Annotated in this window: 25 protein-coding genes; 21 read left to right on the plus strand and 4 right to left on the minus strand. The window is 67.9% G+C overall.

The genetic code is table 11. The annotated features are described in order from the left end of the window. Positions 1 to 3: 3 nt before the first annotated feature. From ACM0O9_RS04600 to ACM0O9_RS04630, 7 genes are all read left to right on the plus strand, one after another. Positions 4 to 903 (plus strand): peptidylprolyl isomerase, encoded by a 900-nt coding sequence (locus ACM0O9_RS04600; protein ID WP_065185686.1) that lies wholly within the window; start codon positions 4 to 6, stop codon positions 901 to 903. A gap of 23 nt (positions 904 to 926) precedes the next feature. Next, positions 927 to 2,258: an MFS transporter gene (locus ACM0O9_RS04605; protein WP_005416836.1), complete on the plus strand. Its 1,332-nt coding sequence runs from the start codon at positions 927 to 929 to the stop codon at positions 2,256 to 2,258. 142 nt (positions 2,259 to 2,400) lie between these two features. Then, the gene (locus ACM0O9_RS04610) at positions 2,401 to 3,615 is read left to right on the plus strand and encodes an oxygen-independent coproporphyrinogen III oxidase (protein ID WP_414604037.1); all 1,215 of its coding nucleotides are present in this window, start codon (positions 2,401 to 2,403) and stop codon (positions 3,613 to 3,615) included. 11 nt (positions 3,616 to 3,626) lie between these two features. After that, the gene (locus ACM0O9_RS04615) at positions 3,627 to 4,403 is read left to right on the plus strand and encodes a helix-turn-helix domain-containing protein (RefSeq protein ID WP_005416832.1); all 777 of its coding nucleotides are present in this window, start codon (positions 3,627 to 3,629) and stop codon (positions 4,401 to 4,403) included. Between the two features lie 19 nt (positions 4,404 to 4,422). Next, the gene (gene modA, locus ACM0O9_RS04620; protein ID WP_235649230.1) at positions 4,423 to 5,166 is read left to right on the plus strand and encodes a molybdate ABC transporter substrate-binding protein; all 744 of its coding nucleotides are present in this window, start codon (positions 4,423 to 4,425) and stop codon (positions 5,164 to 5,166) included. Positions 5,167 to 5,169: 3 nt separating this feature from the next. Continuing rightward, positions 5,170 to 5,853, plus strand: coding sequence for a molybdate ABC transporter permease subunit (gene modB / locus ACM0O9_RS04625; RefSeq protein ID WP_065196410.1), 684 nt, complete (start codon positions 5,170 to 5,172; stop codon positions 5,851 to 5,853). After that, positions 5,843 to 6,511 (plus strand): sulfate/molybdate ABC transporter ATP-binding protein, encoded by a 669-nt coding sequence (locus ACM0O9_RS04630; protein ID WP_065177658.1) that lies wholly within the window; start codon positions 5,843 to 5,845, stop codon positions 6,509 to 6,511. Before modB ends, ACM0O9_RS04630 begins: the two co-directional genes overlap by 11 nt. 138 nt (positions 6,512 to 6,649) lie before the next feature. Here the strand turns inward: ACM0O9_RS04630 and ACM0O9_RS04635 are convergent, their stop codons facing one another. From ACM0O9_RS04635 to ACM0O9_RS04650, 4 genes are all read right to left on the minus strand, one after another. After that, positions 6,650 to 8,179, minus strand: a complete 1,530-nt coding sequence (locus tag ACM0O9_RS04635; RefSeq protein WP_188247550.1) for a flavodoxin domain-containing protein — start codon at positions 8,177 to 8,179, stop codon at positions 6,650 to 6,652. Further along, on the minus strand, positions 8,176 to 8,604 hold the full coding sequence (locus tag ACM0O9_RS04640; protein WP_005416824.1) for a PAS domain-containing protein: 429 nt from the start codon (positions 8,602 to 8,604) through the stop codon (positions 8,176 to 8,178). Before ACM0O9_RS04640 ends, ACM0O9_RS04635 begins: the two co-directional genes overlap by 4 nt. A gap of 215 nt (positions 8,605 to 8,819) precedes the next feature. Beyond that, complete coding sequence (locus ACM0O9_RS04645) at positions 8,820 to 9,134, minus strand: AzlD family protein (protein WP_065177661.1); 315 nt, start codon at positions 9,132 to 9,134, stop codon at positions 8,820 to 8,822. Next, on the minus strand, positions 9,131 to 9,862 hold the full coding sequence (locus ACM0O9_RS04650) for an AzlC family ABC transporter permease (RefSeq protein ID WP_235649229.1): 732 nt from the start codon (positions 9,860 to 9,862) through the stop codon (positions 9,131 to 9,133). The genes ACM0O9_RS04645 and ACM0O9_RS04650 overlap by 4 nt, the downstream gene beginning before the upstream one ends. Before the next feature lie 127 nt (positions 9,863 to 9,989). On the opposite strand from ACM0O9_RS04650, the gene ACM0O9_RS04655 reads away from it, so the two are divergent. The 14 genes from ACM0O9_RS04655 to ACM0O9_RS04720 all read left to right on the plus strand — a co-directional run bounded on the left by ACM0O9_RS04655 (position 9,990) and on the right by ACM0O9_RS04720 (position 24,136). Next, entirely contained in the window at positions 9,990 to 10,454 is a 465-nt protein-coding gene (locus ACM0O9_RS04655; RefSeq protein WP_005413654.1) for an Lrp/AsnC family transcriptional regulator, read from the plus strand. Positions 10,455 to 10,992: 538 nt separating this feature from the next. Beyond that, on the plus strand, positions 10,993 to 11,673 hold the full coding sequence (locus ACM0O9_RS04660) for an STN domain-containing protein (protein ID WP_065196405.1): 681 nt from the start codon (positions 10,993 to 10,995) through the stop codon (positions 11,671 to 11,673). Positions 11,674 to 11,689: 16 nt separating this feature from the next. Next, entirely contained in the window at positions 11,690 to 12,220 is a 531-nt protein-coding gene (locus ACM0O9_RS04665; RefSeq protein ID WP_065177664.1) for an RNA polymerase sigma factor, read from the plus strand. A 68-nt stretch (positions 12,221 to 12,288) separates the two neighbouring features. Next, entirely contained in the window at positions 12,289 to 13,269 is a 981-nt protein-coding gene (locus ACM0O9_RS04670; protein ID WP_095377489.1) for a FecR family protein, read from the plus strand. Between the two features lie 58 nt (positions 13,270 to 13,327). Further along, a complete protein-coding gene (locus tag ACM0O9_RS04675; protein WP_005416804.1) occupies positions 13,328 to 13,879 on the plus strand; it encodes a hypothetical protein in 552 nt (183 codons plus the stop codon). A 144-nt stretch (positions 13,880 to 14,023) separates the two neighbouring features. Continuing rightward, positions 14,024 to 14,581, plus strand: a complete 558-nt coding sequence (locus ACM0O9_RS04680) for a hypothetical protein (protein ID WP_235649228.1) — start codon at positions 14,024 to 14,026, stop codon at positions 14,579 to 14,581. Between the two features lie 57 nt (positions 14,582 to 14,638). Next, positions 14,639 to 15,076: a type II secretion system major pseudopilin GspG gene (gene gspG / locus ACM0O9_RS04685; protein ID WP_005416799.1), complete on the plus strand. Its 438-nt coding sequence runs from the start codon at positions 14,639 to 14,641 to the stop codon at positions 15,074 to 15,076. A gap of 9 nt (positions 15,077 to 15,085) precedes the next feature. Beyond that, entirely contained in the window at positions 15,086 to 15,991 is a 906-nt protein-coding gene (gene gspK, locus ACM0O9_RS04690; RefSeq protein ID WP_235649227.1) for a type II secretion system minor pseudopilin GspK, read from the plus strand. Further along, positions 15,988 to 17,151, plus strand: a complete 1,164-nt coding sequence (gene gspL / locus ACM0O9_RS04695; protein WP_005416795.1) for a type II secretion system protein GspL — start codon at positions 15,988 to 15,990, stop codon at positions 17,149 to 17,151. Before gspK ends, gspL begins: the two co-directional genes overlap by 4 nt. After that, positions 17,148 to 17,675 (plus strand): type II secretion system protein M, encoded by a 528-nt coding sequence (locus ACM0O9_RS04700; protein ID WP_005416793.1) that lies wholly within the window; start codon positions 17,148 to 17,150, stop codon positions 17,673 to 17,675. The genes gspL and ACM0O9_RS04700 overlap by 4 nt, the downstream gene beginning before the upstream one ends. Beyond that, positions 17,672 to 20,053, plus strand: a complete 2,382-nt coding sequence (gspD, locus tag ACM0O9_RS04705) for a type II secretion system secretin GspD (RefSeq protein WP_065185679.1) — start codon at positions 17,672 to 17,674, stop codon at positions 20,051 to 20,053. Before ACM0O9_RS04700 ends, gspD begins: the two co-directional genes overlap by 4 nt. Further along, entirely contained in the window at positions 20,050 to 21,483 is a 1,434-nt protein-coding gene (gene gspE, locus ACM0O9_RS04710; RefSeq protein WP_414604036.1) for a type II secretion system ATPase GspE, read from the plus strand. The genes gspD and gspE overlap by 4 nt, the downstream gene beginning before the upstream one ends. Before the next feature lie 7 nt (positions 21,484 to 21,490). Then, complete coding sequence (gspF, locus tag ACM0O9_RS04715; RefSeq protein WP_065177670.1) at positions 21,491 to 22,690, plus strand: type II secretion system inner membrane protein GspF; 1,200 nt, start codon at positions 21,491 to 21,493, stop codon at positions 22,688 to 22,690. Between the two features lie 270 nt (positions 22,691 to 22,960). Next, positions 22,961 to 24,136: a substrate-binding domain-containing protein gene (locus tag ACM0O9_RS04720; RefSeq protein ID WP_065196400.1), complete on the plus strand. Its 1,176-nt coding sequence runs from the start codon at positions 22,961 to 22,963 to the stop codon at positions 24,134 to 24,136. Positions 24,137 to 24,200 lie beyond the last annotated feature (64 nt).

Below are 24,200 nucleotides of genomic sequence, written 5' to 3' on the forward strand. Positions count from 1 at the left end.
ACCATGCGCAGCCTGCCGAAATTCCTGCCGATTACCGTGATCGACTCCGCCGCACCGGTTCCCGCCGAGGCGCATTCGCACCACCATGACGCGGCGGCGCAGGGGCCGCGTTCGCTCGGGCAGCCGGCACCGTGCCGGCTGTTCGTGGACGAGACCGCGATCAGCGAGGCCGACATCGCCCGCGAGATGCAGCACCACCGGGCGATGCGCCCGCAACAGTCACGTGCCGAAGCGGCACGCGCACTGGTGGTGCGCGAACTGCTGCGCCTGGAAGCGCAGCGGCTGGGCCTGCAGGCGCCGGAGGGTAACCGGGTAAGTGACGAGGAAGTGCTGATCCAGCAGCTGCTGGAAGACGCGATCGAAGACCGCGTGCCGACCGATGAAGACTGCCGGCGCTACTTCGAGCAGAACCCGGAGCGCTTCCGCTCCCCCGACCGTGTGCGCCTGCGCCATATCCTGCTGGCCGCACCGGCCGACGACGTGGCCGGGCGCTTCGCTGCACGCACCGAGGGCGAGCGGCTGCTCGGACTGCTGAAGGAGTCGCCGCACCTGTTCGCCGATTTCGCCCTGCGTCATTCACGCTGCCCGTCCAGCAGCGAAGGCGGTGACCTGGGCTGGCTGCAGCGTGGGCAGACCACGCCGGAGTTCGACCGACAGGTGTTCCGCCTGCGCGAAGGCCTGGCCGGTTTCCCGGTGGAATCGCGCTGGGGCTACCACGTGGTCTGCGTCGATGCCCGCGAGGAAGGCCAGCCGCAGCCGTTCGAGGCCGTGCTGCCGCAGCTGCGTGACTACCTGGAGTTGCAGGTGCGGCAGCGCGAGGTGCAGGCCTACCTGCTGCAGTTGCAGGAACGCTACCCGGTGCGCGGGCTGGATGAGATCGAAGCCGAAGCGGATATCGGCTGAACCCCTTTGAACGAGGAAAATTCATGAACCAGGCCCTTGCCCCCGCCAGTGCCGGGCAGCAGCAACGTGCGCTGTGGCTGAGCACGTTCGCCTTCACCGTGTGCTTTGCGGTGTGGATGATCTTCTCGATCATTGGTATCCAGATCAGTCAACAGCTCGGTTTGAATGACACCCAGTTCGGTCTGTTGATCGCCACGCCGGTGCTGACCGGCTCGGTCAGCCGCGTCTTCCTCGGCATCTGGTCCGACCAGTTCGGTGGCCGCAAGGTGATGGTGCTGGTGATGCTGTGTGGTGCAGTCGCTACCTGGATGCTGACCTACGCACAGACCTACAGCCAGTTCCTGGTTGCCGCGCTGTGCGTGGGTATCGCCGGCGGCAACTTCTCGGTGGGCGTGGCCTACGTCTCGAAGTGGTTCCCGGCCAGCAAGCAGGGCACTGCGCTGGGCATCTTCGGTGCCGGCAACATCGGTTCGGCGGTGACCAAGCTGCTGGCGCCGCTGGTGATGGTGGCGGCCGGCTGGACCATGGTTGCCAAGGTCTGGGCCGTCGCGCTGGCGGTCACTGCGGTGCTGTTCTTCCTCTTCAGCAAGGAAGACCCGTCTCTGGAACAGCGCCGCCGCGAAGGCGTGAAGCCGGTGCCGTTCGCCGAGCAGATGGCACCACTGAAGAACCTGCAGGTATGGCGGTTCTCGCTGTACTACTTCTTCGTCTTCGGCGGCTTCGTGGCGCTGGCGTTGTGGCTGCCGCACTACCTGGTTGGCGCCTATGGCATGGACGTGGGCCACGCCGGCATGCTGGCGGCGTGCTATTCGATCCCGGCCAGCCTGTTCCGCGTGGTCGGTGGCTGGATGTCGGACCGGATGGGCGCGCGCCGGGTGATGTACTGGACCTTCGGCGTGTCGGCCATCTGCACCTTCCTGCTGGCCTACCCGGATACCGAGTATGTGGTGAAGGGTATCCACGGCCCGCTCCATTTCCATCTGGCCATCGGCGTGGTGATGTTCACCGTGCTGGTGTTCGTGCTGGGCTTCTTCATGTCGCTGGGCAAGGCCGCGGTCTACAAGCACATTCCGGTGTATTACCCCAGGCATGTGGGCGCGGTGGGCGGCGTGGTCGGCATGATCGGCGGCCTGGGTGGCTTCGTCCTGCCGATCGTGTTTGGCGCGTTGAACGATGCGGTGGGCATCTGGAGCAGCTGCTTCATGCTGCTGTTCGTGCTGGTGGCGGCTGCACTGGCGTGGATGCATTTCGCGATCCGCCGCATGGAACGTCGCCACTTCCCGCAGATCGACCGCGAAACCGACCTGCCCGAAGCCATCGACGCGGCCGCCGCCGAGCGGGTGCGCGGCGGGTGAAGGGTGCTGCCGGCCAGCGGCCGGCACGACCGAGTGGTGGGTGAAAGGGTAGTACCGGCCGCTGGCCGGCAGGAACCATCAGATTCGCCACGCTTGATTTCAATCAGGGCCACGCGAAGAGGAACGCCCGAAGATGTCTGCCATGAGCTTCCACGTTGACGAGAGCGAGGACACTGCGCTGCAGGCGGCATTGCTGCGGCAGCCACGGCACGTGCTGTTTCCGCCGGCTGACCAGTTCAGTACCGGCTTTGGCGAAAGCGGGTGGCGCGCCGCCGTGCGCGCCAGCAACGAGCACCTGATCCCGCGTGGTTTGACGCTCGGCTTCCAGGCGGGTCGTGGCGGGCGCGACGTGCCACCGCAGGCGTATCTGGACACCCTGCTGCTGGCGCTGCGCCTGCAGGCCGGCGCGCTGGCTGAAGATCGCGAGGTGGTGGCAATGGTGCTGCAGTTGGGGCTGGCCGAGACGCTGCCGCCACCACAGCTGGGCCAGCTGCTGGATGCCGTGCCGCAGTACTTGCGCACCGTGGCGCGGCCACAGGTGGAGGTGCGGCTGGACGCGGGCAGCGCGCTGGCGCCGGCACAACTGCGTGCGGTGGGCTGCACCCGCCTGAACGTGATTGATCGCGCCGATGCACCCGGGCCGACGCTGCTGGCGCATGCGCGACAGGTGGGCTTTACCGCGCGATACTACCAGTTGCGGGTGCCCGGCAGCGCGGATACCGGCTTCATCGAACGACTGCATGAGGTGCTGGCCGAAGCGCCCGAGCGCATCCTGCTGCCGGCGCCTTGCGCGCTGCCAGACCATCCCTCGGCGGCACGATGGCTGCAGAGTTGGCGCCTGCTGCGCGCAGCCGGCTACGAACCGATCGGTGCTGACCACTACCAGCGCGGCGACCTGCCGATCCCGCATGGCCCGGGCGATGGCCAGCGTCATTGTGACCTGGCCGGCGTGCCACGCCGCGACCGCAGCGATTTCATCGGGCTTGGGCTGTCCGCCTGCAGCCAGATCGGCGAGGTGTTCTACCGCCTGGAGGACGAACTGGGCGAATGGCGTGCGCGGCTGCAGGCTGGGCATATGGGCGTGTCTGCTGGATTGATCCTGTCCGAAGACGAGCGACTGGCGGCCGAGGTGGCGCAGAGTATCGCCTGCGATCACGCGCTCGATGCGGTTGCCTTCGAATGGCGCAACGATGAACCGTTCGAAGAATGCTTCGCCGGGCAGCTGCCAGCATTGGCACCGTTGCTGGCGCGCGGCTGGGCGCACTGGGATGCGCGCGTGCTGCGGCTGGCCGAAGAAGGGCGCCTGCTGTGGCGTATGATGGCCGCATGCTTCCGGCCGGCGGCCGCCATCGCTTGAGTCTTGCCCAGATGTCTTCGAATCCGCCTTCGCACGGCCGCCTTGGACAGGCCACCCCGAACCCCGCCGCCGCCGATGACGGCGACGCGCTGCACTTCTGCAGCACCTGCGCGTTTTCCGACGCCTGCATGTCGCAGGGCTACGACAAGACCGCACTGGGCGATCTGCACGTGCTGGTCGACCACGTCGGTCCGTTCCATGCGGGTGACTACATCTTCCGCGCTGGCGAGTCGTTTGATTCGATTGCTGCGGTGCGCGCCGGCATGGTCAAGACCTTCGTCGACGACAGCCAGGGCAACGAGCAGGTGCTGGGCTTCAGCCTGCCGGGCGAAGTGATCGGCCTGAATGCGATCCACGGTTCGCGCTTCCCCTGCAATGCGGTGGCGCTGGATACGGTGCATCTGTGCCGCATCTCGTTCCCAAAGCTGAGCTCGCTGGCCACGCGTATGCCCGGGCTGCAGGCCAAGCTGTTCAGCCTGCTCAGTGCGGAGATCGGCAAGGTCGCCACGCTGGCCGCCAACCACCGTACCGAAGAGCGCATGGCCGCATTCCTGCTGGACATGTCCGAGCGCTACGCGCGGCGCGGTTTTTCTGCCACGCGCTTCAACCTGACGATGGCGCGTACCGAGATCGCCAACTACCTGCGGATGGCGCCGGAAACCGCCAGCCGCGTGCTGCGCCGCCTGAGCGATGATGGGATCATCGCGGTGAAGCAGCGTGAGATCCTGCTGCTGCAGCCCGAGCGCCTGGCCGCGCTGGCGGTGGCCGACGAATCCGATCCGAACTGAACCTGGCCGGGAGCCGACGATGAAGCGAGCTGGACTGTTGTTGCTGGGCCTGCTGGCCACGGTGCCGGCCTGGGCGGCCACGCTGACCGTTTCGGCGGCATCGAGCCTGACCGAGAGCTTCCGCGAACTGGGCAATGCCTATGAGAAGGCACACCCGGGCACCAAGGTTGATTTCAACTTCGCCGCGTCCGGCGTGTTGCTGCAACAGATCAGCCGCGGTGCGCCGGTGGATGTGTTCGCCTCGGCCGACGAAACCACGATGGACCAGGCCCAGCAGCAGGATCTGCTGGCGGCCGGCACCCGCGAGGTGTTTGCAGTGAACGCGCTGTGGGTGGTGGTGCCGCCGCAGGCCAAGGCGGCGCCGCGTACCTTGAAGGACCTGGCCGGTGCCGGTGTGCAGCGCATCGCACTGGGCAACCCGGACAGCGTGCCGGTCGGCCGCTATGCCAAGGGCGCGCTGGAAGTGGCGGGCCTGTGGTCGTCGGTGCAGAGCAAGACCATCACCACGCAGAACGTGCGTCAGTCGCTGGATTACGTGGCGCGCGGTGAAGTGGATGCGGGTTTCGTCTATGCCACCGACGCGCAGGCGATGCCCGACCGGGTGCGCCGTGCGTTCGCGGTGCCGGTGTCCGGGCGCATCGCGTATCCGCTGGCGGTGACCAGGGGCAGTACGCAGCCGGCAGGGGCACGGCGCTTCGCTGCCTTCGTGCGTTCGCCGCAGGGCCAGGCGATTCTGGCCAAACACGGATTCGGCAAGCCCTGACGCATGGATCTAGACTGGAGCGCGCTGGGGTTGTCGCTGAAGGTGGCCGGCTGGGCCACCGCGATCAATCTGGTGCTGGGCGTGGCGCTGGGCGCGTTGCTGGCCCGCCGTCGCTTCCCCGGGCGCGAGCTGCTGGATTCGCTGCTGACCCTGCCGATGGTGCTGCCACCGACGGTGCTGGGGTACTACCTGCTGGTGTTGATCGGTCGCAATGGTCCGATCGGTGCGTGGCTGCAGTCGTGGTTCGGCATCAACCTGGTGTTCACCTGGCAGGCGGCCGTGATTGCTGCGGCGGTGGCCTCGCTGCCGCTGGTGTTCAAGCCGGCACGCGCGGCGTTCGAGGAAGTGGACGGGCAGCTGGAGCAGGCCGCACGCACGCTGGGTGTGTCCGAAGTGGCGGTGTTTTTCCGCATCACGCTGCCACTGGCGTGGCGCGGCATCCTCGCCGGCCTGCTGCTGGCGTTTGCGCGCGCGATGGGCGAGTTCGGCGCGACGCTGATGGTGGCCGGAAGCATTCCGGGCCGGACGCAGACGTTGTCGATCGCCATCTACGAGGCGGTACAGGCCGGCCAGGACGGCAAGGCCAATGCGCTGGTGATCCTGACCTCGGTGGTCTGCATCGTGATCCTGTTGCTGGCCGCGCGGCTGGTGGGCGGGCGTCGCCGGGAGCTGCGCGATGTGGCTTGACCTGCAGGTGCAGCGTCGCCTGCAGGCGGCCGGCCAGGAGTTCGTGTTGGACGTATCGCTGCAGTGCACGCAGCGGCAGGTGGTGTTGTTCGGGCCCTCGGGCGCGGGCAAGAGCCTGACCTTGAAGGCGGTGGCCGGGCTGCTGCGGCCGGGCCAGGGGCATGTGCGCGTGCAGGGGCAGACCCTGTTCGATGCGGCCACCGGCGTGGATCTGCCGCCGCAGCGCCGCCGGCTGGGCTATGTGTTCCAGGATTACGCGTTGTTCCCGCATCTGAGCGTGCGCCAGAACGTGGCGTTCGGGCTGGAGAAGGGGTGGTTGAATCCACGGAACCGCCAGCGCTTCGGTGCGGTGGAGCAGTGGTTGCACGCCTTCCGCATCGACACCGTGGGTGATCTGCTGCCCTCGCAGATTTCCGGCGGGCAGCGCCAGCGCACCGCACTGGCGCGGGCGCTGGTGACGCAACCGCAGGCGCTGCTGTTGGATGAACCGTTCTCCGCACTGGATCATGACCTTCGGCAGCATCTGCGCCAGGAGTTGGAGGCGGTGCTGGACAAGACCGGGATCCCGTTGTTGTTGATCAGCCACGACCCGCAGGACGTAGCCATGTTTGGTCAGCAAGTGGCGCGCGTGGTGGACGGCCGCATCGTCGGCAATTGACCCGTGATGGACGCACCGGCGCTGGTTGGTCACATCTGATGGTAGTGCCGGTCGCTGGCCGGCAACAACGGAATCCTGAGCAGCCGGCCAGCGGCCGGCTCTACCGGTTCAAGGTCCGTGCGGTCCGGTGGTCATGGATCAATACAACTCGCAGTGGGTGCGGCCTTCGCCCCGCAGTGTGTCCCAGTATCCTTCACCACCGATGGCATCGATGGCCTCGCGCACCGCGCCTTCCAGGTGGCTCTTGTTGCCGCACAGGTACAGGTGCCCACCGCGGGCCAGGACATCGCGCACTTCGGCGGCACGCTGCTGCAGCACATGCTGCACATAGACCTTTTCGGCGCCATCGCGCGAGAACGCGGTATGCAGGCCGGCCAGCACGCCTCGCGTGTGCCAGTCCTGCAGCTGGTCGCGGTACAGGTAGTCGTGCTGGCGGTGCTTCTCGCCGAACACCAGGTGCACTTCACGTTCGCAGGCGTTGGCCTGCAGTTCCTGCATCAGGCCCATCAAGGGTGCGATGCCGGTGCCGGTGCCGACCAGCAGCAGCGGTGCCTGGCCGGTATCGGGCAGGTGGAAGCCGGGGTTGGAACGGCAGTACACCCGGGCGTGGTCGCCGCCGTGCAGCAGGCTGCCGGTGGCGGTGCCGAAGCGCTCGCGGTCGCGCAGGGTGTAGCGCACTTCGCGCACGCACAGGCTCAGCTGGTCGTCGCAAGGGTGAGAGGCGATGGAATAAGCGCGAGGCAGCCGCGGTGACAGCAGCCCGCGCAGCCTGGCCAGAGGAACGCTGTGCGGGGTGGCGTGGTCCTGCAGCACGTCCAGCAGGTCCAGGCCGTGCAGGTAGGCGTCCAGCTCGCGCTTCTGGCTGACCTTCAACAGACCCTTCAGTACCTCGCTACCGCCGAGCCTGGCCAGTTCGCGCAGTACGCCCTTGCTCAGCAGGCGCAGCTCGCGGTCGTGCAGGGCGGCCACGGCCGCGGTGTCGCCATACCAGGCAGCCAATGCCTGCAGCAGGGCGGGATCGTTCTCGGGTACCACGTGCAGGGTGTCACCTGCGCGGTAGGCCATGCCACTGCCGGCAATGTCCAGCTGCAGGTGCCAGGCAGCGGGGTCGCTGCTGTTCAGGCGGCGACGTTCGAGAATGGGGGCGGCAAACGCATTGTCTTCGCCATAGGCGGTGACCTGCAGGCGCAGGTCCTGGCCAGCGTTGAGGTCGCCCTCCAGCACCTGGCCGAGCACCGGCCGCCATTGCTGGAAGAACTGCTCGTAGCCCAGGTCGGCGTCCACCCGATGCAGCAGCGGCTGCGCCTGGCGCTCGCTCAGTGCAGCATCCAGCGCCTTGGTGAAGCCGCAGAAGCTCGGGTAGCCGGTGTCACCGAGGCCGAACACTGCATAGCGCAGCCCAGCCAGCGTCGGGGTCTGGCGCAGTGTTTCGAAGAACTGTTCGCCATTGGCCGGCGGTTCGCCATCGCCGAACGAGCTGGAAATCGCCAGCAGCACGTCGCCGTGACCGAGACTGGCCACCTCGATGTCGTTGAAAGGGAGCACCTGCGGCGCGTGCGGCTGCAGGTCCGCGCCCAGGCGCTGGGCCAGGGCGCGGGCATTGCCCGACTCGGACGCGAAACCCACCAGCAGGCGGCTGAAGGGCGTACTGGTCGGGAGGGCGTTCACGCGGCCTCGTAGAAGTCGTCGAACTTTTCCTTGCTGAACTCGACCAGCTCGTAGTTCTGCATCAGGTCGTTCACCACGCGGCGGATGCTGATGTAGGAGGTGATGTTGCCGTCGGCGTCGAACAGCGGTTGCACGGTGGTGTCGACCACGTAGAGCACGCCGCCCTTGCCGAGGTTGGGCACGATGCCGGTCCAGGTCTTGCCGGCCTTGATGGTGTCCCACATGTCCTTGTAGACCGCCTTGGGCACATCCGGGTGGCGCACGATGCTGTGCGGCTGGCCGATCAGTTCCTCGCGGGCGAAGCCGGTGAGGGTGCAGAACAGATCGTTGGCGTAGGTGATGTTGCCCTGCAGGTCGGTGGTGGAGATCACCATGACGTTCTGCATGGCGTTCAGCAGCTGGGCGTTGTCGGGGGTGTAGCTCATCGCAGGGTCCTTGTGGATGCCGGTAACGCCGGCGTGTTCGGGTCCTGCATAGAGATACGCCCGCACGGCAGCGGGCGGTTTGACATTGGTCAAGCGGGTGGCGCGAAGGGCTGCGACCGGGTGTCGCAGGGAGCTGAGCCCATGCTTGGCTCGCGCGGCAAGCGGGAATGCCAGCTGCCGGGCGTGGGCTCGGCTCTACAGAAACGGCGGGCGCGTCAGCCCATCAGATAGCGCAGCAGTCCGGCCGAGGTGACGCCGATCAGCACCGTCGGCAGCATCGAGAGCCGCGTGGCGGCCAGCAGGGTGATCGCCAGCGCGGCGAGGTCGGCCGGCTTGTCGGCGACGAAGTCCGGGGCGATCACCGAGATCAGCACGCAGCCCGGCGCGGCTTCCATCACCGTCACGGCGCGTTTGCTCAACGTGCGGTTGCGCAGCGCGAGGAAGCCGACGATGCGGGTCAGGTAGGTGGCGGCAGCCATCAGCACGATGGTCAACACCGAGGTCCAGTGGATCAGTCCATTGAAGATCATGCCGGGTCCTCCGCCAGCAGCCAGGCGGCGGCCAGGCCGGCCAATGCGCCGCTGGCCACGTACCACGCGCCCGGGATCAGCAGGTAGGTGGCGGCGGCGACGACCAGGCTGACCAGCCACGGTCTAGCCGCCTTCATGCCCTGCCACATGCCGCGCAGCAGCACCAGGAACACGGCGGGGAAGGCCATGTCGAAGCCGTAGGCGTGGATGTCGCCCAGCATCGGGCCAACGATTGCGCCGAGTGCGGTGCAGGCCACCCAGACGGTGTACAGGCCGGCCGACACGCCCAGGTAGTAGGCCAGGCTGAAACCGAGGGTACGGCGACGCGCGTCGGCCACACCCAGCGCCCAGCTCTCGTCGCACATGAAGAACAGCGCCGGCAGCACACGACGGCGCGGCAGGTGCTGCAGCAGTGGGGCCAGGCTGGCGCCCATCAGCAGGTGGCGGCTGTTGACCAGCGCGGTGATGGCCACGATGAGTGCGATGTGCGGTGGCGAGGTCCACAGTTCGACGGCGGCGAACTCCGAACCGCCAGCGAAGTTGAGGCCGGTCATCAGCGGTACTTCCAGTGCGCTCAGGCCCTTCTGGGCCGCCTGCGCGCCGAGCACCAGGGCGAACGGAATGAAGCCGATCATCACCGGTACGGCGGCGCGCAGGCCGCGCAGGAATTCGGCACGCGGCGCGGTATCGCAGGTGTCTGGCAGGGGGAGGGTGGTACGGGCGTCCATGGAACGGCACGACGAGGTGGGGGTGGCCCATGCTAGCGGTCCGATCACGAAATCGGGTTGCGTTGATGCCACTGGATTCTGGATGATTGATATTCCATGCGGCCAGAGTCGACCAGGACGAAATTTCATGCAGTACCAGCTGGACAACCTTGATCGCCGCATCCTCGACGCCCTGCAGCGCGACGGCCGCCTGCAGAACCTGGAGCTGGCCCGTCTGGTCGGGCTGTCGCCGTCGGCCTGCCTGCGCCGGGTGCGGCTGCTGGAGGAGGGCGGTTACATCGACCGCTACGTGGCGCTGTTGAACGAGGCCAAGGTGGGCCGCGGCTTCACCGTGTTCGTGCGGGTGTGGCTGCGCGGGCAGGACGAGGACACCACCAATCACTTCATCAACAGCATCAAGTCTTTCCCGGAAGTGCTTGAATGCCATCTGATGGCCGGTGACTGCGATTTCCTGCTGCGGGTGGCGGTGGCCGACCTTGATGCCTACCGGCAGTTCCAGATGCAGCACCTGAACCGGATCGCCGGCGTGCAGAACACCAAGACCGAGATTCCGATGCAGCGGATCAAGCAGACGACCCAGCTGCCGCTTTGAGGGATGGGGTTTGCGGCCGGGTTGCACCCGGCACCCGCCGGTAGTGCCGGCCGCTGGCCGGCAACCTCAGAAGCAACGGCCGAAGCAACAGCTTGCATTCCGTGGGATGGCGGGGTGGGTCTGGTTGCAGGGGACGCCGTAAACCCTTCCATGGGGGCTTGGCCGCGGCATCCATGCCGCGGACACCCCTGCAACCAGACCCCCCCCGCCTTCGACAGTTTCCCGCGATCTGCCGGAACGGCATGAACTGCTCTTGGTGGGGGTCGACCTTGGTCGACACGTTTGGGTCGGCACGGGGCGGATCCCGTTGCTGCGCAACGGGCTCTGACCCCAGGGGCAGATGGTCATGTCTGTTCGATTCATTGATTCCTGATGCGTGACTGGCCCCACGGAGCCTGCCCCGGCGTCAGCCGTGGCGGCGGTCATCGAAATGACATGTGCCCTCGGTACGGTTTGAGCCCGCTTGCGGGTCGCGCGCGGGCCGGGGTTCCGGTTGTGGTGCGCGACCGTTGCAGCTGCTGTCGCTGCCGAGGGTCATGTGTTCTACGTCAGGGGGCTGAATGGACACCATGCGGTCAGAACTTGGAAGGTGGCCATCGCCGCATGGCTGCTGCTGTCCTTTGCCGCTGCCGCACAGGACGCGGTTCACGCCTACGACATCCCTGCGCAGCCGCTGGAACAGGCGGTCGAGCGCTTCAGTGTCATCAGTGGGTGGTCGGTGATGTACCCCGGCGACCTTGCTTCGGGCCGCAGCAGCCATGCGCTGCGCGGGAGCCTGGCGCCGCTTGTGGCGCTGGAGTCGCTGCTGCAGGACACCGGGATCGAGGCCGAGGTGATCGGCGAGCAGCGTGTGGTGCTGCGCCGGGGCAAGCCCTCGGCCGCGGAACCCGATGTTGGCGCGGGGCTGCCCGAGGCCGAACGCCGGCGTCGCTACGGCGGGTTGCAGCAGCGGCTGCGTGCGGCGTTCTGTGACGACCCGGAGATTGCGCCCGGCCGCTATGCCGCAACGCTGCGCTTCCGCATCGACGGCGCGGGCCAGGTGAGCGAGCCCGAGCTGCTGTCCGGCAGTGGCAGTGATCGCCGCGACGCACGCCTGCTGCAGGCGCTGCACGGCCTGGTGCTGGCGGCCGAGGCCGCCGCGCTGCCACAGCCGGTGACGCTGCAGATCCGTCCTTCCGGCACCGACCACGACTGCGGCCGGCGCGCGCCCCTTCCATGACTTCAAGGATTCGAACATGAGCAACGGTACGGCTGGGGCGGTTGATCTGATGGACCACCTCCTGGGTGCCTACGACGAGCTGAAACGCCGGTTGGTGCGCAAGCTCGGATCGGAAGAGCTGGCCGGCGACGCGCTGCAGGACACGTGGGTGCGCCTGAGTGCGCGCCGTGACCGCCTGGACGCGGTGCAGAACCCTGCGGCCTACCTGCTGCGGATGGCGATGAACACCGTGATCGACCGCCAACGGGCAGACCACCGCCTGCTGAGCCTGGAGGAGGTGGATACGCTGATGGACATGGCCGACCCGGGGCCGGGGCCGGCGCAGGCGGCCGAGCTGGACTTCGCGCTGGAAGACATGGTCGGCCTGCTGCAGCGCATGCCCGAGCGCCGTCGTCGCATCCTGCTGGCAATCCGCGTCGATGGCCTGCAGCAGCGCGACGTGGCCGACCACCTCGGTGTGTCGCTGCGGTTGGTGCAGCGGGAGCTGAAGGCAGCCCAGGACTACCTGGCCGAACGCAGCGGGCAGGGGCGCCAGGTGCGGTTCTGAGCGACGGCATCCGTCTACACTTTGACGCCGAGCAGAACCCCGCAGCGTGCGGGTCCGGCATGAGACCCATGGATCCTGACGACCGCCCGCAACGCCCGCTGGATGCCGTTGAGCGTCAGGCCCATGCGTGGGTGGTGCGGCTGACCTCGGGCGAGGCGACCGCTGCCGATGGGCGCCGGTTCCGTGCATGGTGCGAGTCCGACCCGCGTCATCGTGAAGCGTTTGGCCGTGCGCGCCGGCAGTGGGAGCAGGTGCGGCTGGCCGGCGAGCGACTGCCCGCCGGCGCGCGCCAACCGGTCGCGCCGACGCCGGCCCAGCGCTGGAGTCGGCGCGCCTTCCTGGGCGCTGCGGTGGCAGCGCCAGCCAGTCTGGTGGTGGCGGCGGCGCTCCGCCCGCCGCTGGGATTGTGGCCCTCGGTGACGGCGATGGCGGCCGACTTCCACACCGGCACAGGTGAACGACTTCAGATCGCGCCCTTGCCGCAGCTCAAGATCGAACTGGATACGCAGAGCAGCCTGCGCCGCCGCGCGCACGCGCAGGGCGAAGGCTTCGAGCTGGTGCAGGGCCAGGCCGCGATCGAAACCGGCGCTGGCCTGCGCCTAGCGCTGTTCGCGGGCCCGGGTTGCGTGATTACCGATGAAGGTGCGGTGCGCCTGGACGTGCGCAACACCCACGGCCAGGTACGGGTGACCTGCCTGCAGGGTAGCGCCCGTATCGAGCACCCGCAGGGCCGCCTGCAGCTGCAGGCCGGCCAGCAGACCCGGTTCGACGAGCGCCTCAGTGGCGTCGTGGCCGAGGCCGTAGCTTCGGAAGTGAGTGCCTGGACCGAAGGCATGCTTGTGTTCCGCCGCGCACCGCTGGGCGAGGTGGTGGACGAGATCAACCGTTACCGGCGGGGCAAGGTACTGCTGGGTGAATCGGCATTGGCGCGCGCGCCGGTCAGTGGCCGCTTCCGCATCGATGATCCGGACGCGGCACTGGAGCAGCTGCGACTGACGATGTCGCTGGATCTGCGTCGCTTTCCGGGTGGCATCGCCGTCCTTGGATAGATGACGACGCTGGCCGTGCGCGCCGCGCAGGGCTGTTGCAAGCGAGGAGAGGCCAAGGATGCGCAACGAGACCATCGGTGTGCTCGATCTGCGTCGCAATCTGTCTGCATTGCTGGAAACCACCCAGCGAAGGCCCTTGATGGTGCATCGCTATGGTTCGCCCTGGGTGTGCGTGGTGTCCGACGCGCAGTGGCAGCAGCAGGCGGTGCTGCTGGACTTCAATCCGCAGTCACACCCATTGGCGATGCTGCTGCGGTTGCAGCAGCAGGAGATGCCCCTGGTCGAATCCGGGGCGCTGCCGCCTGCGGCGCTCGCACGCGCACTGCTGTTGGCGGACATCCATGGCATCGACGATCTCACGCAGCTGCATGAGCAGGTGCTGCATCATCGGCTCTGGCACTGGTTCGTGGCGGGCGCCCATGGGGTGATGGACGGGTGGCAGCTGCCCGCACTGCGCGTCGCGCTGGCGTCATGGTGCGATGACGTGGACATGACCGATGCACTGGTCGCATTCGCTGCCCGCAGCGACGTGGCGGTACTGGCCCGCCGTTGTGGGGGTGACGCACCGCGGCTGCAGCGCGAAGCCTGCAGGCGGATGACGCTGCGATGACGTTGCCGATGAAGCGCCACCCCGTGCACAGAGTTGCATTCGCGGTGTCGCTTCACCTGCCTTGCTGACGTCTTCTCCAGAGTACGACGCACCACGCGTCGCGGAGCACGGGCGGCGCAGATGGAAGACAGTCGCAGGATCAGCATGCTGGAGCTGGATCGCCACCTGAGCCAGTCACTGGAACAGGCACGGCACACGCCACTGAACGTGCAGCGCTACGGGCGCTCGTGGGTCTGGGTGCTGTCCAGTGACGCCTGGGCGGATGCGGCACGCTGGGCGGCACTGGACAGCAGTGCGCATCCACTGGCGGCACTTCGAAAGGCCCTCGACCTGCGGCTGTCGCCCTGGCCCGACGCGGCCATGAGCGCGCTGCCGCTTGGCGCAGCCGATGCGCGGCTGCTGCAACGTGCGGCCCTGCTGGTGATCGTGCGTGACCTCAACAGTGCGCAGCGTGTGTACGACGACCTGCGCTACCACCAGGCGTACCGCATGTTCATCGGTTTCGACCACGGCACCGCGTGGTCGCCGACGCAGTGCATGCGCCTGCTGCAGGCGTGCGTGCATCCGTTGCTGCGCGAGTGCATCGACCAAACACTGGCCAGCGTGCCGCCGCACCTGCTCGAGGCGGCACGCGTGCCGGCTGCACGTGCGCCCGCACAGGCAACCGCGCAGCGAATCGCAGGCGGATGTTTATCGTACTGACACATGCACCGCTGACCATGGTGCAGCGGTCTCTTCCAGGATGACGAGGGCGGAACAATGGCAAGGCAGGCAGGTGGTCGCAGGGCTCGGCAGCAGGGCTTCAGCCTGATCGAGATCATGGTGGTGGTGGTGATCATCGGCATCCTTGCCGCGCTGATCGTGCCGCGGTTGATGGACCGTCCGGACCAGGCGCGTGTGGTGGCGGCGCGCCAGGACATCGCGGCGCTGATGCAGGCGCTGAAGTTGTTCAAGCTGGACAATGGGCGCTATCCCAGTGCCGAACAGGGCCTGCAGGCGCTGGTGAAGCCGCCGCAGGGCAGCGGTGCGTTGCCGGTGACGCCGTATCTGGATCGCCTGCCGAATGATCCGTGGGGCCATCCTTACCAGTACCAGGTTCCAGGCACTCATGGCGACATCGATGTGTTCTCGCTGGGTGCGGACAGCAAGCCCGGTGGCGACGCCGGGAACGCAGACATCGGCTCCTGGCAGCTGTGAGGCGTGCTGATGGCAGCCCGGACGCGTTCGATTTCATGCATCCACCAGCGTGGCGTGGCGGTGATCGTCGCCTTGCTGGTGGTGGCATTGGTGGCCGTGATTGCCACTGCGCTGTTGACCCGGCAGTCGGCGCAGCAGCGCGCGCTGCGCGGCGACCAGTTGCGCGCACAGGTACGCATGGCGGTGGATGCGACGCTGGAGCGTGCGGCGCAGCAGCTGCGTGAGGATGTCAAGGAACAGCTGACCACGGTGCGCAGCGGGCGCTGGGCGCGCCCGTTGGAACTGCAGGCGCCATTGCCGGTGCAGCTGCAACTGGTCGATGCGCAGTCGATGTTCAACCTGCGCAACCTGCTGGCACAGGGCAGGCCGGACCCCGAGGCGCGGGGCGCGTTCGTCGCGTTGTGCGCCGGGCAGGGGCTGGGCCAGGGCACCTGCGCATCCGCGGTGGACCACATCCAGGCGCGCCTGCGCGACGGCGATGTGCAGGCGCAGGCACCGCTGCCGCGCGAATCACTGATCGAACAGGCGCTGGTCGGCGCTGACCCGGTGGCGTTGCAGGCGTTGGTGCGGCGCACAGTGGTGTTGCCGGCGCAGACCCTGGTCAACGCCAACACCTGCGACCTGAGCGTCCTGCAGGCGGTCGCGCCTGCGGTGGAACCGGCAAGGCTGCAGGCGCTGCTCGCTGAGCGCGACGCCGGCCACTGGCTGCTCAACCGCGGTGACATCGCCAACCGACTCCAACTGAGCAACGAACAGATGGCCGTGCTTCCGCTGGGTATCCATAGCGAGTGGTTCCTGGCCGTGGGCCGGGTGCAGGCTGACGGCAGCGCGGTTGATTTTCGCGCGCTGCTCTGGCGCGAGTACCGCGACGACGGGGTACGTGTACAACGGGTGTGGACGAGGATCGGCGCATGACGGTGCAGCTTCGGGTGCGCCTGCCGCCGTTGGCGCACCTGCGCGCCGACAGCGCGGTGGACTGGGCGCAGCTGCACAAGGACGAGGTAGTGGCACACGGCCGCGACACGCTGGCCGCGCTGGGTCTGCGGCATCCGCGGGCCACAGTGCATGCCTGCCTTGATCCGAACGACCTGATCCTGCTGGAACTGCAGCTGCCGCCGCTGTCCGGGCGCCGCCTGCAGGCGGCGTTGCAGGGCGAGGTGGAGGCCATGCTGCTGGATGACCTGCAGGAGGTGGCGCTGGCCCACGGTGCGCAGGCGGCAGACGGTACGGTTCCGGTGGCCTGGCTCGGCCAGCAGGCCATCGCGCAGGCGCAGCAGCTGCTGGCCTCGTGTGCGCTGCAGCTGCAGGCGTTGTATCCGACGCCACTGCTGCTGCCCTGGCAGCGCGGCCACGCCACGCTGCAGGTCAGCGGCGAGCATCTGCTGGTGCGCAGCGGGCGCGATCGGGGACTTGTTCAATGGTATGGCGGACGTGACGCGTCTGCGGTGATGCAGGCGTTGGCCACCCGCCTGCAACAGGCCGGCGTGCGGGCCGTGCAATGGATCGACAGCGTACCGCCGGCGTGGCCGGACAGCCTGCCGGGCACCGCAGTCGCGCATGAACGGCAGGCCTGTGGCCCTTTGCCGGGGTGGTCATTGCCGCTGCCCGGCGCAGGCCGTCAAGCGCCGCGACTGGCGATCGGCCTGGCACTGGCGGCGGTGCTGCTGGCTGCACTTGGCCTGCAGTGGCAGGTCTCGCGTTGGCGGGTCGAGGGTGAGGCGCTGCAGCAGGACATGGCACGGCAGTTCAGCGCACGCTTTCCGGAGATCACCGACGTGGTGGACCCGGTGTTGCAGGCAAGGCGAGCGCTGGCGGTTCCGCCGCCAGCGCCACCGTTGCCGGCGCTGCAGCGTCAGGTCGCCAGCACGCTGCATGCGGTTCCGGAGCTGGCGGGTCAGGTGCACAGCCTGCAATACCAACCCGGGCAGGTGTACCTGGAGCTGGACGCCGATGCCCAGGCATTGGCCGACGATCCACAGCGGCTTGAGCGCTGGCAGCAAGCGATGCAGGCGCAGGGGCTGCAGCTGGCGCGCGATGCCGGTGGACGCCTGCGGGTGAGCGGAGCGGGACAGTGACGACCCGAACCCTGCGGCTGGGCCAGGGGCTGGTGGGCCTGCAGCAGCGCTGGCAACGCCTGCCACCGCGCGACCGGCTGATGCTGTGGGTGATGGTGGTGGCGCTGCTGGTGGCGGGCCTGTGGTCGTTATGGCTGGAGCCCCTGCTGAAGCAGCGCACGCACTGGCAGGCCGAACTGCCACGGCTGCAGGCGCAGTCCCGCGCACTGGCGCCGCTGCTGCGCGCGCGTGAGCGCCAGCAGCTGGCGCAGGGCCAGCATCCGACCCTGGCCGGGCTGCGTGACCAGATCAAGGCTGCCGGTCTGGCCGACGCCCTGCATATCGAAGCGCGCGACGGGCGCTGGCACCTGCAGGTACGGGCCGTACCCGCCGATGCGCTATGGAACTGGCTGCTGCCGCTGCTGGCCGACCCGGCCATCGAGTTGCAGCAGCTGCAATTGACACGCACAGGGGATGCGAACATGCCGGCGGCACGGATTTCAGGACACATCGTGATGGTGGCAACTGCGGGTGCCCATCCATGAGGGCGATGCGCAGCCTTGCCTGCAGTGCCGCATTGGCGCTGATCGTGTGCATGGGCCACGCGCCGGCACCCGTGCTGGCGCAGGACACCCGCGATGAACCGGTGCAGTTGAACCTGGTCGACACCGACATCGGCGGCGTGCTGCGCATGGCCGCGCGCTTCACCGGGCGTCAGTTCCTGGTCGACCCACGCGTGACCGGCAAGATGACGGTGGTTTCCGATGGCCCGGTCAGCCGTACCCAGGCCTACCAGTTGCTGCTGGGCGCATTGCGCATGCGTGGCTTCGCCGTGGTCGAGAACGGCGGCGTCAGCCGGGTGGTGCCGCAGGCCGATGCCAAGTTGCTCGGTGGACGGGTGGGCAGCGGTGGTGCAGGGGGCGAGATCGCCACGCGCACCTTTGCGCTGCGCTATGAGAATGCGGCGGCGCTGGTGGCTGTGCTGCGGCCGATGATCAGCCCGGACAATCCGATCACCGCCAATCCAGGCAACAACACCCTGGTGATCACCGACTACGCCGACAACCTGGATCGCATCGCGCGGGTGATCGCCAGCGTCGACACGCCCGCCGGCATGGACACCGATGTGGTGAAGCTGCAGCAGGGCATTGCGGTGGACGTGGCGGCAATGGTCGCACCGCTGCTGGATGCGCAGGGTGCCGAGCCGGGCCAGAAGGTGGTGGTGATGGCCGACCCGCGCAGCAACAGCGTGCTGCTGCGTTCCAGCAGCCCGGGCCGCACCCGCCTGGCGCGGCAGCTGGTGGAAAAGCTGGACCGTGCCCAGGACGAGTCCGGCAACCTGCATGTGGTCTACCTGCGCAACGCCCAGGCCAACCAGCTGGCCGGTGTGCTGCGTGGCGTGGTAGCCGGACAGAGCGATGCACCGGCAATGGGCAGCAACCAAGGAATCACCCCGCTGCCGGGTGACGCCAACCGTCCCACGCCCACCCAGACGTCGCAGCCGCAGCAGGCCAAGCCCGGGGGCAATGCGCTGGAATCGCAGCGGCTGGACCCGAGCCGGGGCGACCCGATCGATGCAGGAAGCACCGGCTTCAGCCAGAACGGCATTTCGGTACAGGCGGACGTGGCCACCAACACCCTGCTGATTTCGGCGCCGGAGCCGGTGTACCGCAACCTTCGGCGGGTGATCGACCAGCTCGACCAGCGCCGTGCGCAGGTGCTGGTGGAAAGCCTGATCGTGGAGGTCAACCAGACCGACGCGGCCGAGCTGGGCGTGCAGTGGATGCTGGGCAACGGCCGTACGTTTGGCGGCACCCATTTCGGGGGCGCTACCGGCGGTAGCGGGCTCAATACCGGTGCGCGTACCACGCTGGACGTGCTGCCCAAGGATGGCCTGAAGATCGGCGTGATCGACGGCACCATCAATCTGCCCGGTGTCGGCCAGATCCTCAACATGAAGGCGCTGGCCACTGCGCTGCAGAGCAAGGGCGGCGCCAACATCCTGTCGACGCCGAACCTGATGACGCTGGACAATGAGGCAGCCAGCATCATGGTCGGCCAGACCGTGCCGTTCGTCAGTGGCCGCTACGTGACCGACGGTGGCGGCGGCAGCAACAACCCCTTCCAGACCATCGTGCGCGAAGACGTGGGCCTGAAGCTGCGGGTGCGCCCACAGATTTCCGAGGGCGGTACGGTGAAGCTGGACATCTACCAGGAAGTCAGCAGCATCGACGCGCAGAGCGCGAACAGCACGGCCGGCATCATCACCAACAAGCGCGCACTCGATACCAGCGTGCTGCTGGACGATGGCCAGATCATGGTGCTCGGTGGCCTGCTGGAAGACAGCGTCAGCCACGGCCGTGATGCGGTGCCGGGGCTGGGGAAGATCCCGGTGCTGGGTGCCTTGTTCCGCAGCGACTCGCGCAAGCGCGCCAAGACCAACCTGATGGTGTTCCTGCGTCCGCACGTGGTACGCGACCCGGCCGCAGGACAGCGCCTGACCCGCGACCGCTACGACTACATGCGCAATGCGCAGGCCGGCGCGCAGCCCGTACAGAGCTGGGCCTTGCCCGCGCTGTCGGCGCCGCAGCTGCCACCGCAGGACCTGTCGGTACTCGGCCAGGGCAATGCGCGCGATGGCCACGGCCAGCCGTTGCAGAACACCAGCCTGGCAGCGTTGTATCCGGCCGGTGACGGCGATGCGCAGCTGGTGCAGTTCGCACAGGGGCTGGAGCCGAGCCGTGCCAGCCAGGGCGTGGCGCAGGTGCGGGCGCTGGGCCTGCAGGCCTACGCGGAGGCGACGCCGGGCGAGAGTGGGCAACGCCTGCGCGTGCGGCTGCCGCGTGATCCGGTGAAGTTGGACCCGGCATTGCAGCAGCTGCGCGGGCTGGGCTACACGCCGGAACTGGTGATCGGGCCGTGAGCGCCGTTTTGCCGCTGCCGTACGCGTGGGTGCGCAGCCACGGCGTGATGCTGACCGAAGCCGGTGGCGAGCCGGTGCTGCTGGGAACGGACGATACCGCAGCGTGGGCCGTGGCCGAGCTGCGCCGGCGGCATGGCCCGCTTCCGTTCCAGGCATTGGATGCCGCGACTTGGCAGCAGCGGTTGGGTGAGCAGTACCGTGACGGCGGTGATGCCGCTGCCGTGGTCGGTGCCGCCGAAAGCGAAGTCGATCTGGACCGGCTGTTGCAGGACATGCCGGAGGTCACCGACCTGCTGGATGCGCAGGACGATGCACCGGTGATCCGCATGATCAATGCGCTGCTGGCACAGGCCGCGCGCGATGGCGCCAGCGATCTGCATATCGAGCCATTCGAGACCCATTCAGTAGTGCGCTACCGGGTGGACGGCACCCTGCGCGACATGGTGCAGCCACGGCGCGCATTGCACGCGGCGCTGGTGTCGCGCATCAAGATCATGGCCCACCTGGACATCGCCGAGAAGCGGTTGCCGCAGGACGGGCGCATCGCGATCCGCGTGGGCGGGCGGCCGCTGGACATCCGTGTTTCCACTGTACCGACCGGGCATGGCGAGCGCGCCGTGCTGCGATTGCTGGAAAAGGATGCCGGCCGCCTGCAGCTGCAGCGCCTGGGCATGGCCGATGACACCTTGGCCACGTTCACCGGATTGATCCGCCAGCCGCATGGGATCGTGCTGGTGACCGGGCCGACCGGCAGCGGCAAGACCACGTCGCTGTACGCCGCGTTGGGCCAGCTCGACAGCAGCACCAGCAACATCCTCACCGTGGAAGATCCGGTGGAGTACGACTTTGCCGGCATCGGCCAGATCCAGGTCAATGCGCGCATCGGCATGAGCTTCGGCACCGCACTGCGCGCGATCCTGCGCCAGGATCCGGACACCATCATGATCGGCGAGATCCGTGACCTGGAGACCGCACAGATCGCGGTGCAGTCGTCGCTGACCGGGCACGGTGTGCTGGCTTCGCTGCACACCAACGATGCGGTCTCGGCGGTGACCCGCCTGGCCGACATGGGCGTGGAACCGTTCCTGCTGGCCTCGTCGCTGCGCGGTGTGCTGGCGCAGCGGCTGGTGCGGCGGCTGTGCACGCAGTGCCGGCGTGCCGAGCTGGATGGCGAAGGCCGGACCGTATGGCGCGCAGTGGGCTGCACGGCCTGTGCCAACAGTGGCTATCGCGGACGCACGGGCATCCATGAGCTGTTCGTGGTGGACGACCGGGTACGCGCACTGATCCATGAAGGGCAGGGTGAGCCTGCGCTACGCGAGGCGGCGCGGCGGGCCGGCATGCGGACCCTTCGGCAGGACGGCCAGCGCTGGGTCGACAGCGGGGTGACCACGCCGGAAGAGATCCTGCGCGTCACCGGCGACGATTGAGGCCTGCATGGCACTGTTCGACTACCAGGCTGCCAACGCGCAGGGCCGCATCGAGAAGGGTCAATTGGACGCCGACAGCCCGCGCGGTGCTCGCCAGCTGCTGCGTGGGCGCGGTCTGACACCCGTGCAGGTCAGCGCGGCACGGAGTGCAGGCACTGGCTGGGGCGCTCGCCGCCTGTCGGCCAGCGAGCTGGCCTGGGCCACGCGCCAGCTGGCCAGCCTGCTGGCGGCCAGCCTGCCGTTGGAAGCTGCATTGAGTGCGGTGATCGAACAGGCCGAGCGCCCGCACGTGGCCCAGGCACTCACCGCTGTGCGCGCCGACGTGCGCGCCGGCCAGCGCCTGACCGTGGCACTGGCCGCGCGGCCACGCGATTTCCCGCCGATCTATCGGGCGCTGGTGGGTGCAGGTGAGGATTCCGGCGATCTGGCGCGGGTGATGGAGCGTCTGGCCGACTACATCGAGGAACGCAATGCGCTGCAGGCCAAGGTACTGACCGCCTTCATCTACCCGGCGGCGATCAGCCTGGTATCGGTGGCGATCGTGATCTTCCTGCTCAGCTACGTGGTGCCGCAGGTGGTGACCGCATTCGTGCAGGCGCGGCAGACGCTGCCGATGCTGACCCAGGTGATGCTGGCCGCCAGCGCGTTCGTGCGCAGCTGGGGCATGTGGGTGGGGCTCGGCATCGCTGCGCTGGTGGTGGCATGGCGGTTGGCGTTGCGCCGGCCGGAACTGCGCCTGCGCTGGGACGCGATGCTGCTGCGGCTGCCGATGGTCGGGCGCTTCGTGCTGGGCGTGAACAGTGCGCGTTTCGCCTCGACGCTGGCGATCCTGCTCGATGCCGGCGTGCCGCTTCTCCGTGCACTGGAGGCGGCGCGGCAGACCCTGGGCAACGCGTTGCTGGCGCGCTGCGCCGATGATGTGTCCGCGCGCGTACGCGAAGGCGCTGCGTTGGGTTCTGCATTGAAAATACAGAAAGTGTATCCGCCGATCCTGGTGCATCTCGTGGCCAGCGGAGAGAAGACTGGCTCGCTGGCGCCGCTGCTGGATCGCGCCGCGCAGACCATCTCGCGCGAGATCGAGCGTCGCGCGATGGCGCTGACCGCCCTGCTGGAACCGACCATGATCCTGGTGATGGGTGGCGTGGTGCTGACGATCGTGCTGGCCGTGCTGATGCCGATCATGGAAATGAATCAGCTGGTGCAGTAGATCCACGCCATGCGTGGATGGATCAACCGACGCGCGCATGGGCGGCACATCCACGCATGGCGTGGATCTACTGGTGCCTGGATTTCTCCACACAATCCTCCACACCTTTTTCCGATCTTCCACAGGTTTCTTAAGCGGCCTGTCATCGGCGCGGACCAGCATGGACCCGTCGCCGCAGAGTGGGCTGGGAGGCCCTCGGCGGCAGCAGGCGTGTAGTGACCGTTCCTCCCTTGGCGTTTCCCTTCGCAGTAAACCCTTCAGGAGAAGATCATGACCAAGTACAAGACCCTGGCCGCGCTGGTTGCCACCGCGCTGCTCGCTACCGTGGGCGCCGCCTCGGCGCAGACCGTTACCGGCGGCGGTGCCTCGCTGCCGGCCGACCTCTACAAGGGTTCGGCCGACAGCATCCTGCCGGCGAACTTCACCTACGCCGTGACCGGTTCGGGTACCGGCAAGAAGGCCTTCCTGGAAAACAACTCGGCGCTGTTCTCGACCACCGGCACCGTGCACTTCGCCGGCAGCGATTCGGTGCTGAGCAGCACCGAGCTGAGCAACTACACCACCAACTTCAACCAGGCGACCAACGCCAACCGCTACGGCGCGCTGATCCAGGTGCCGTCGGTGGCCACCTCGGTCACCATTCCGTTCAACAAGGCCGGTTCGGCGGTGGACCTGAGCGTGGCGCAGATCTGCGGCGTGTTCTCGGGTGCGATCAGCGATTGGTCGACCATAGATGCCAACCGCAGTGGCCCGATCCAGGTGGTGTACCGCGCGGAAAGCAGCGGTACCAGCGAAATGTTCAGCCGCTTCCTGACCGCGGCTTGTGCCGCTGAGAACGCTGAAACCTCGAAGCTGGTGGGCGGCAAGTTCGCCATCAAGTCGACCTTCGCCGACCTGTACAAGCGCGATGCCAACGGCAACCTGCCGGCGTTCCTCGTGGCCGCCCCGGCCACCGGTGGCACCTCGCTGTACAACACGGTCTACGCTGCTGAAGGCCGTATCGGCTACGTTGGCCCGGACGTGATCCCGAGCCTGACCGATGCGACCAAGGTCGCCAAGGTCAAGGGCTTCTCGCCCGACCAGGTGAGCGTGCAGGCCACCCTGGACACCGTCGCTCCGCCGACCGGCACCGATGCTGAGAACCCCGCCAACTGGGTGCCGGTGTTCGGCAACCCGTCGGCTGGCTATCCGATCGCCGGCTACACCAACCTGGTGATCGGCCAGTGCTACAAGGATTCGAGCGTCGCCACCAGCCTGCGCGGCTTCCTGGCCCGCCACTATCCGGCGACCTACACCGTCGCGTATGAGAAGTCGATCACCGACCACGGCTTCATCCCGCTGACCAAGGCGTGGCGCGATGCGATCCGCAACCGCTTCGTGCTGGCCAGCAGCACGGCCGGCCTGAACAACCCCAGCACCTGCGCCGGCATCGGTCGTCCGCTGTAATCCGCAGCACCGGTTGAATCCTGCTTGACGCGACGGTGCCGCCGCCGCAGTGTTTCGCTGTCGG

It is taken from the genome of Stenotrophomonas sp. FR012 (assembly GCF_047520565.2).
GTDB classification, from domain to species: Bacteria; Pseudomonadota; Gammaproteobacteria; order Xanthomonadales; family Xanthomonadaceae; genus Stenotrophomonas; species Stenotrophomonas sepilia.

Excerpts from the sequence above, each read along its gene's own strand:
- ACM0O9_RS04600 (WP_065185686.1), top strand. The coding sequence starts at position 4 with ATGCGCAGCCTGCCGAAATTCCTGCCGATTACCGTGATCGACTCCGCC.
- ACM0O9_RS04605 (WP_005416836.1), top strand. The coding sequence starts at position 927 with ATGAACCAGGCCCTTGCCCCCGCCAGTGCCGGGCAGCAGCAACGTGCG.
- ACM0O9_RS04610 (WP_414604037.1), top strand. The coding sequence starts at position 2,401 with ATGAGCTTCCACGTTGACGAGAGCGAGGACACTGCGCTGCAGGCGGCA.
- ACM0O9_RS04615 (WP_005416832.1), top strand. The coding sequence starts at position 3,627 with ATGTCTTCGAATCCGCCTTCGCACGGCCGCCTTGGACAGGCCACCCCG.
- modA (WP_235649230.1), top strand. The coding sequence starts at position 4,423 with ATGAAGCGAGCTGGACTGTTGTTGCTGGGCCTGCTGGCCACGGTGCCG.
- modB (WP_065196410.1), top strand. The coding sequence starts at position 5,170 with ATGGATCTAGACTGGAGCGCGCTGGGGTTGTCGCTGAAGGTGGCCGGC.
- ACM0O9_RS04630 (WP_065177658.1), top strand. The coding sequence starts at position 5,843 with ATGTGGCTTGACCTGCAGGTGCAGCGTCGCCTGCAGGCGGCCGGCCAG.
- ACM0O9_RS04640 (WP_005416824.1), bottom strand. The coding sequence starts at position 8,604 with ATGAGCTACACCCCCGACAACGCCCAGCTGCTGAACGCCATGCAGAAC.
- ACM0O9_RS04645 (WP_065177661.1), bottom strand. The coding sequence starts at position 9,134 with ATGATCTTCAATGGACTGATCCACTGGACCTCGGTGTTGACCATCGTG.
- ACM0O9_RS04650 (WP_235649229.1), bottom strand. The coding sequence starts at position 9,862 with ATGGACGCCCGTACCACCCTCCCCCTGCCAGACACCTGCGATACCGCG.
- ACM0O9_RS04655 (WP_005413654.1), top strand. The coding sequence starts at position 9,990 with ATGCAGTACCAGCTGGACAACCTTGATCGCCGCATCCTCGACGCCCTG.
- ACM0O9_RS04665 (WP_065177664.1), top strand. The coding sequence starts at position 11,690 with ATGAGCAACGGTACGGCTGGGGCGGTTGATCTGATGGACCACCTCCTG.
- ACM0O9_RS04670 (WP_095377489.1), top strand. The coding sequence starts at position 12,289 with ATGGATCCTGACGACCGCCCGCAACGCCCGCTGGATGCCGTTGAGCGT.
- ACM0O9_RS04675 (WP_005416804.1), top strand. The coding sequence starts at position 13,328 with ATGCGCAACGAGACCATCGGTGTGCTCGATCTGCGTCGCAATCTGTCT.
- ACM0O9_RS04680 (WP_235649228.1), top strand. The coding sequence starts at position 14,024 with ATGCTGGAGCTGGATCGCCACCTGAGCCAGTCACTGGAACAGGCACGG.
- gspG (WP_005416799.1), top strand. The coding sequence starts at position 14,639 with ATGGCAAGGCAGGCAGGTGGTCGCAGGGCTCGGCAGCAGGGCTTCAGC.
- gspK (WP_235649227.1), top strand. The coding sequence starts at position 15,086 with ATGGCAGCCCGGACGCGTTCGATTTCATGCATCCACCAGCGTGGCGTG.
- gspL (WP_005416795.1), top strand. The coding sequence starts at position 15,988 with ATGACGGTGCAGCTTCGGGTGCGCCTGCCGCCGTTGGCGCACCTGCGC.
- gspD (WP_065185679.1), top strand. The coding sequence starts at position 17,672 with ATGAGGGCGATGCGCAGCCTTGCCTGCAGTGCCGCATTGGCGCTGATC.
- gspF (WP_065177670.1), top strand. The coding sequence starts at position 21,491 with ATGGCACTGTTCGACTACCAGGCTGCCAACGCGCAGGGCCGCATCGAG.
- ACM0O9_RS04720 (WP_065196400.1), top strand. The coding sequence starts at position 22,961 with ATGACCAAGTACAAGACCCTGGCCGCGCTGGTTGCCACCGCGCTGCTC.